Origin of the sequence: Longimicrobium sp., from assembly GCF_048594345.1 — a bacterium.
In the GTDB taxonomy this organism is placed as follows: domain Bacteria; phylum Gemmatimonadota; class Gemmatimonadetes; order Longimicrobiales; family Longimicrobiaceae; genus Longimicrobium.
The window spans coordinates 20,505-27,208 of the sequence record NZ_JBMDXM010000217.1 but is presented as its reverse complement, the minus strand read 5'-3'; the positions used below and the strand labels follow the sequence as shown (position 1 = coordinate 27,208).

6 protein-coding genes are annotated in these 6,704 nt (G+C 67.0%); 4 read left to right on the top strand and 2 right to left on the bottom strand.

Translation table 11 applies throughout. The annotated features are described in order from the left end of the window. Window positions 1-393: 393 nt before the first annotated feature. The 4 genes from ACOJUJ_RS23230 to ACOJUJ_RS23215 all read left to right on the top strand — a co-directional run bounded on the left by ACOJUJ_RS23230 (window position 394) and on the right by ACOJUJ_RS23215 (window position 5,018). Window positions 394-1,470 carry a thiamine pyrophosphate-dependent dehydrogenase E1 component subunit alpha gene (locus tag ACOJUJ_RS23230; RefSeq protein ID WP_420129303.1) on the top strand — a complete coding sequence of 359 codons (1,077 nt, stop codon included), beginning with the start codon at window positions 394-396 and terminating at the stop codon, window positions 1,468-1,470. 12 nt (window positions 1,471-1,482) lie between these two features. After that, window positions 1,483-2,514: an alpha-ketoacid dehydrogenase subunit beta gene (locus ACOJUJ_RS23225; protein WP_420129302.1), complete on the top strand. Its 1,032-nt coding sequence runs from the start codon at window positions 1,483-1,485 to the stop codon at window positions 2,512-2,514. A gap of 155 nt (window positions 2,515-2,669) precedes the next feature. Beyond that, complete coding sequence (locus ACOJUJ_RS23220) at window positions 2,670-4,094, top strand: dihydrolipoamide acetyltransferase family protein (RefSeq protein WP_420129301.1); 1,425 nt, start codon at window positions 2,670-2,672, stop codon at window positions 4,092-4,094. 141 nt (window positions 4,095-4,235) lie between these two features. Beyond that, window positions 4,236-5,018 (top strand): hypothetical protein, encoded by a 783-nt coding sequence (locus ACOJUJ_RS23215; RefSeq protein ID WP_420129300.1) that lies wholly within the window; start codon window positions 4,236-4,238, stop codon window positions 5,016-5,018. Between the two features lie 218 nt (window positions 5,019-5,236). On the opposite strand, the gene ACOJUJ_RS23210 is transcribed toward ACOJUJ_RS23215, so the two are convergent. Continuing rightward, complete coding sequence (locus tag ACOJUJ_RS23210) at window positions 5,237-5,452, bottom strand: hypothetical protein (RefSeq protein WP_420129299.1); 216 nt, start codon at window positions 5,450-5,452, stop codon at window positions 5,237-5,239. 248 nt (window positions 5,453-5,700) lie between these two features. Continuing rightward, window positions 5,701-6,492, bottom strand: a complete 792-nt coding sequence (locus ACOJUJ_RS23205; RefSeq protein ID WP_420129298.1) for a TonB family protein — start codon at window positions 6,490-6,492, stop codon at window positions 5,701-5,703. Window positions 6,493-6,704: the final 212 nt, after the last annotated feature.

Sequence of the window (6,704 nt, the reverse complement as noted above, 5' to 3'; positions counted from 1 at the left end):
TGCCGGCGGGCGGGGGCCGCGATTGCGCGGACGGTTCCGAGCCTTCATCCGCCTCTGGAGACCCGCTCAATGGGCCACGGCCGCATTCGCCTGACACCGCCGCATCAGCCATCGTGACTTCTTGGACCGGACTCAACTCTGTTAACTCTGCTAACTCTGTGTGAGGCCCCATCTTCTGGTGAGTACGGGATGACGCAGAAACGACCGGGTCGAGAGATGAGGACGAAAAACCGTCCAGCGACTGAGCGAATCTCTTTCGTACTCCCGCACTCCCGCACTTTCGCACTCGTCTTTTCTTGACTCCCCGGGCGCACCGGCCCAAGTTGTCCCGCTTCCGGCCGGGTGGCGTTTTCGCGCGCCCGCGCCCGTGCTGTCGGACGTCGTTCAATCCACATGCTGAAAAAGACCAAGGGCCGCTCCACCGCCTCCATCCCCCACGGGCTCAGTCGCGAGGAGCTGCTGGAGATGTACCGGCTGGTGCGGCTTACCCGCAGCCTCGAGGAACGCCTGGAGCTGCTGTTCAAGCAGAGCAAGGTGATCGGCGGCCTGTTTCGCTCGCTGGGGCAAGAGGGCGAGTCGGTGGCGTCCGCGTACGCGCTGCGGCGCCGCCAGGACGGAACGGGTGACATGCTGTCGCCGCTCATCCGCAACATGGGGTCGATGCTCACCATGGGCACCCGGCCCGTGGAGGTCGTCCGGCAGTACATGGCCAAGGGCGACTCGCTGGCGCGCGGCAAGGAGCTCAACATCCACATCACCGACCTGGACCGCGGGTTCATCGGCCAGATCAGCCCGCTGGGCGACCTGATCCCGGTGATGGCGGGGGTCGCGCTCACCTTCAAGCAGCGCGGCCAGGACCGGGTAGGGATGGTGTACATCGGCGACGGCGCCACCTCCACGGGCGCCTTCCACGAAGGCGTGAACTTCGCCGCGGTGCAAAAGCTGCCCCTCGTCGTCATCGTCGAGAACAACCAGTGGGCGTATTCCACGCCCAGCCGACTGATGACGGCGGCCAAGGCGTTTGTCGACAAGGCGCCGGGGTACGGGATGCCGGGCGAGCAGGTGGACGGCAACGACATGCTGGCCACCTACGCCGCCTCGAAGCGTGCCGTGGACCGCGCCCGTGCCGGGGAAGGCCCCTCGCTGATCGAGGTGATGACGTACCGCCGCAAGGGCCACGCGCAGCACGACGCGCAGACGTACGTGGACCCGGCCGAGATCGAGCACTGGGCGGCGACGAATGATCCCATCGACCGCTACGTAAAGACGCTGCTGGACAACGGCTGGGCCACGGCCGACGAGTTGAGCGCCATGGGCGCCGACATCGACCGCGAGCTGGACGAGGCGGCGGCCGAGGCGGAAAAGAGCCCCATGCCCGAGCCGCTTGAAGCGCTGACCGACGTGTACGGGGACGGCCCGGTGAACGCGCCGTGGACGCGGCACTCGCCTCCCGACCCCACCCGAGCCTGAGCTGTCCGAGACATGGCGACCGTGATTGAAAAGCCGGAGAACCTGCGGCTTACCGAGCAGGGCAAGCCCGTCACCCTTCTGGAGGCGATCCGCGAGGGGATGTGGGAGGAGATGGAGCGCGACGAGCGGGTCTTCGTGATGGGCGAGGACATTGGCGCGTATGGCGGCGCGTTCAAGATGACGGAGGGGTTCCTGGACCGCTTCGGCGCGTCGCGCGTGGTCGACACGCCCATCAGCGAGATCGGCTTTACGGGCGCGGCGGCCGGCGCGGCCCACATGGGGATGCGGCCGGTCGTGGAGATGCAGTTCATCGACTTCATTTCCTGCGCGTACGACATCATCACCAACTACATCGCCACCAGCCGCTACCGCGGGTCCGGCGGCGTGCCGATGGTGATCCGCGGCCCCAGCGGCGGCGGCGTGCGCGGCGGGCCGTTCCACAGCCAGAACCCCGAGATGGCGTTCTTTCACACGCCGGGGCTCAAGATCGTCTACCCGTCCACCGCGTACGACGCCAAGGGGCTCATCAAGGCGGCCATCCGCGACGACGATCCGGTGCTGTTCTTTGAGCACAAGTGGCTGTACCGCCGGCCGCAGCTGCGCGAGACGCTGCCCCAGGACGATTACGTCGTCCCGCTGGGCAAGGCGCGCACGCACCGCGAGGGCAAGGACCTGACCATCGTCACCTACGCGGCCATGGTGCACAAGTGCGCCGAGGCGGCCGAGATGGTGGAAAAGGCGGACGGGCTGTCGGTGGAGGTGATCGACCTGCGCACGCTGCTGCCGCTGGACGAGGACGCCATCATCGAGTCGGTCAAGAAGACCAACCGCCTGCTGGTGGTGCACGAGGACACGCGCACCGGCGGCATCGCGGGCGAGATCGCCATGCGGGTGAACGAAAAGGCGTGGGAGTGGCTTGACGCGCCCGTGCTGCGTGTGGCCGCCGCCGACGCCCCCGTGCCGTACAGTCCGCCGCTGGAGGACTACTTTCTTCCGCAGGTGGAAGACGTGATCAAGGCGATCCGGCATCTCGCCGCGTACTGAAGGAACGACAGGGAATAGGGAACAGGGAACAGGGAATAGCCAGCAACGGCGGCCTTTTTTGCCCGCTATTCCTAATATTTATCCCTATCACCTCAAAGCCACGAGACAGAGCTGGCCGGCGTCCGAAACAGCCAGCCCAACGACAGGACCCGATCATGGCCCGTGTAGAAGTCCCGATGCCCCAGATGGGCGAGTCCATCGCCGAGGGCACCGTGTCCGTGTGGCTCAAGAAGGTGGGCGACCAGGTGGAGCGCGACGAGCCCATCATGGAGATCTCCACCGACAAGGTGGACGCGGAGATCCCGTCGCCGGTGGCCGGCGTGCTGGCCGAGGTGGTGGTGACCGAGGGCCAGACCGTCGAGGTGGGCACCATCGTCGCCTATATCGAGACGGAAGCCGGCGCCGCCGCGGCCGCCGCGCCGCAGGCCCCGGCCGCGCCCGCGGGCGCCTCGGACCACTTCCAGGTGCCGGAGGAGCGGCCGACCGTGATGCCCGAGCCCGTCGCGGGACAGGCGGCGGCCGGCGGCGGCGCGGGCGCCCCGGTCGGCGCGCCGCTGGGCGACGGGCCGCACACGCTGGAAGAGCGGCTGCGGACCAAGAGCACGCCGCTGGTGCGCAAGATCGCGGCGGAGCACAACGTAGCCGTGCACCAGGTGCCGGGGACGGGGCGCAACGGCCGCGTGACCAAGGACGACATCCTCAAGTACGTGGAGCAGGGTGCGGCGGCCCCCGCGGCGCAGCCCGCCACGGCCGGCGCCACCTCCGCGCCCACGCCACCCGCCCAGCGTCCGGCCGCGCCCGCGCAGCCGGCGTACGAGGGCGGCTTTCCGTGGGACGAGTTCTACGGCGCGCCGCAGCATCCGGTCGTCTCCGCCGGTCCCAACGACCGCGTGGAGCCGGCCAGCCGCATGACGCAGATCATCGCGAACAACATGGTGCAGTCGCGGCGCATCAGCCCGCACGTGCACTCGTACTTCGAGGTGGACTACACGCGGCTGGACCGCATCCGCGGCAAGAACAAGAAGCTGTGGGAGCAGCAGGGCGTAAAGGTCACCTACACGCACTTCATCGCGTGGTCGGTGGCGCGGGCGCTGCGCGAGTTCCCCAAGATCAACGCCAGCTACAGCAACCACGAGGTCATCTACCGCTCCGACGTGAACCTGGGGATCGCGGTGGCGCTGGACCACGGGCTCATCGTGCCCGTGATCAAGCAGGCGGACGAGCTGTCGCTGGTGGGGCTGGCCAGGCGGCTGAACGACATCGCCGGGCGGGCGCGCAGCAAGCAGCTCAAGCCCGACGAGATCCAGGGTGGCACCTTTACCATCACCAACCCGGGCATCTTCGGCACGACGATCGGGTTCCCGATCATCAACCAGCCGCAGGTGGCCATTCTGGGCGTGGGCGGTGTGGAGATGCGCGCCGCCGTGGTGAGCGACGAGTTCGGCAACCACGCCGTGGTGCCTCGCAAGCGCGGCTTCATCTCGCTGGGCTACGACCACCGCCTGGTGAACGGCGCCGACGGCGACCAGTTCCTGGCGCGCATCAAGCAGCTCATGGAGAACTTCCCCGACGAGGCGTGAGCCGTTTCGGGGTGATCGTCTTTCCGCGGGAGCACTGACGTCTTCGCGTTGGTGCTCCCGCACCCATTCCCATCCGGACCCGAAAGCCCGCCGGGGTACTTTATGCAGAGCGGATCCGCCAGGCCCTTTGTGTTTGTGTTGATGCCCTTTGCGGGTACTTTTTCCGATATATACGAACTCGGGATCAAAGCGGCCTGTCAGGAGGCCGGAGCGGATTGTGAGCGGGTTGACGAGCAGCAATTCGATGAAGGAGTTCTGGAGCGGATCTACAATCAGATCGCGAAGGCGGACATCATCATCGCGGAGCTGACGGGGAGGAATGCCAACGTATTCTACGAGCTGGGCTACGCACATGCCCTGCAGCGCCGCCCTATCCTCATTGCGCAGCAGGCAGAAGAAATTCCGTTCGACGTGAAGCACTACCCGATCATCACCTATGGCGGGAACATCGCGCAACTGAAGCGGCAGCTGAAGGAACGTGTCATCCGAGCGGTCGAAAAGCACCGCTGGAAACCGGATTTGTGCATCGAGGGAGTGGGGCTGGAGGACTCTCCCGAGTTTGAGTTTCGTGTCTCCCACGGCATGGTCGAGTTCCACATCGATTATCATCCCTCCGAACAGAACTATCACGACCTCAGCTCGCTGGGAGTCGATCTGATCACCTCCGACATCCTGATCAACGAGAACGGCCGCAGCGTGCCGATGCGCAAGCCGGACAACCGGGTCAGCCATTCCCTGCGGCCCCAGGAGGGGATCGACTCGCAAAACCTGCCAGGGCTCCACAAGTCGTGGCTGGTTCGCCTGCGGATCAAGGAAGGATTCGCCCGGCAGGTGAAGCCGGTCGAGGAGTTCATCGTGAAGGTCGGGGCTGCCCGGATAACCTGGGATATCAGATTTTTTGCGAGACTGATGATTGTAGAGTAGCGGACGTGGTGAACGGCGCCGAAGGCGACCAGTTCCTGGCGCGCATCTCATGGAGAACTTCCCCGACGAGGTGTGAGCCGGTGGTCACGTCGTAAACGGGCAGGAACGTGATCGGCCCCGGGAGACGCAGCATGTCTCCCGGGGCCGATCCGTTTGCCTCTCCGCGATGCCTCGTGAGCGCCCGCCAAAGGTGCGGGTGCCGGGTCCCGCGATTTCAATCAGTAGCAGATGCAGTCGTAGCCGTCGTAACAGTACCCGGCCGTGAACCCGGCCTTGATGCAAAGGCTGTTGCACCTGGTGGTGGAGCAGACTCGCGCTGCGCCCGCGCCCGTCTCGGGTGCGGCGGCCGCCTGGCGGGCGCCGAATGCGAGAGTCGCCAGCACGGCCAGCCCAAACAGTGCCCGACCCGCCATGGTGTTACGTGCTCGACTCATGGGTGCCTCCTCGAGGGATGGAGCGTCCATCGCCGCCCGGCAGAACGGCGGCACATAGAATTACGTATCAAGACATAATAGATGGTTTGGGCAGAGGTGCAAGGCAGAAGCTCCGCGAGCCGCTGGCCTACGCCTTCTTCCATGAGTTCGTTCGATGACCCGTTTTCGGGTCCGCCGTCCGCTGGTTCGAGCGCGTCTTTGATCGCGCGGCGGTCGAGGACTGATCCGCCGCGCTCACGTACGGAGCCCTACCAGTGCAGGGGAAGCTCCATCCAGACGGCCACGCTCTGTTCATCCAGCTTCCCGGGCAAGAAGCGCAGGTTGCGCAACGCCGCGATGCTGGGTGCGTCGTACCGCGTGTCGGTGCTGCGGATGACGGTGAACGCATCCGTGGTCCCGTCCACGTTGACGCGAAAGCGCACCCACACCGTGGCGCGGCCCGACTGCTGCCCGCGCGTCTCGGGTGGCTGGTTCCGCAACTGCTGGTGGCGCAGATCGTCGGCGCGGCGAGGCTCCGGCCGGTGGTCCACCTCGCTCATCTCGTAGGTGCGGGCCTCCACCACCACGTCGCTCATCGTGTAGAGCCGCTCCCCCTGCTCCGTCACCTCCGCCGTGGACACGACGCCCTCCTCCGCCTGCGCAACGGGCGCCGGGGCCTGCCACTGGATCGGGAGCTCCACCCGCGTCGCGACCGGGGTGCCGCCCACGGTAGCGGGGCTAAGGCGCAGGACGGCGAGCGCAGACAGCGTCGGCGCGTCGAACGCGGCATCGGTCGAAGAGACGACGCGGGCCTGCCGCACGGCCCCGTCCGCCCCGACGACGAACGAGACGTTCACCGTCCCGCCGGCGCCCTGGGCCAGGCGCTCGGGCGGGAACCCGGCATCCAGCGCGGCGCGCAGATCCGCCACGTTCACGGGGCGCGGCTGCGTCTCCACGTCCTCCAGCTCGTAGACGCGGCCGGAGTCGGGGGGCGGGGTGTCCTGCGCAACGGCGGAGCTTGCGGCCAGCAGCAGGGAGAGCGCGGCAAGCAGAGTTCTCATCGCGGGGCGATCCGGCTGGAGGGGGGGTGCGCGGAAAGGAAGTGTCTACAAGGGGCGGCTCAAATAAAACAATCCGCGCCCACGATCCAGGGCGCGGAGGCCAGCTTTCGCGCCCCGCCCTGCCTTATATCCGCCGATCAGGGGACAGTTCCACCCAGGCGTTCACCGGGCGGCCGGCGATGGTCCCGGGGGTGGGGCGCGGCACGCGGATC

Coding starts and splice junctions, on each gene's coding strand:
- ACOJUJ_RS23225 (WP_420129302.1), top strand. CDS start 1,483: ATGGCGACCGTGATTGAAAAGCCGGAGAACCTGCGGCTTACCGAGCAG.
- ACOJUJ_RS23230 (WP_420129303.1), top strand. CDS start 394: ATGCTGAAAAAGACCAAGGGCCGCTCCACCGCCTCCATCCCCCACGGG.
- ACOJUJ_RS23205 (WP_420129298.1), bottom strand. CDS start 6,492: ATGAGAACTCTGCTTGCCGCGCTCTCCCTGCTGCTGGCCGCAAGCTCC.
- ACOJUJ_RS23210 (WP_420129299.1), bottom strand. CDS start 5,452: ATGAGTCGAGCACGTAACACCATGGCGGGTCGGGCACTGTTTGGGCTG.
- ACOJUJ_RS23220 (WP_420129301.1), top strand. CDS start 2,670: ATGGCCCGTGTAGAAGTCCCGATGCCCCAGATGGGCGAGTCCATCGCC.
- ACOJUJ_RS23215 (WP_420129300.1), top strand. CDS start 4,236: ATGCCCTTTGCGGGTACTTTTTCCGATATATACGAACTCGGGATCAAA.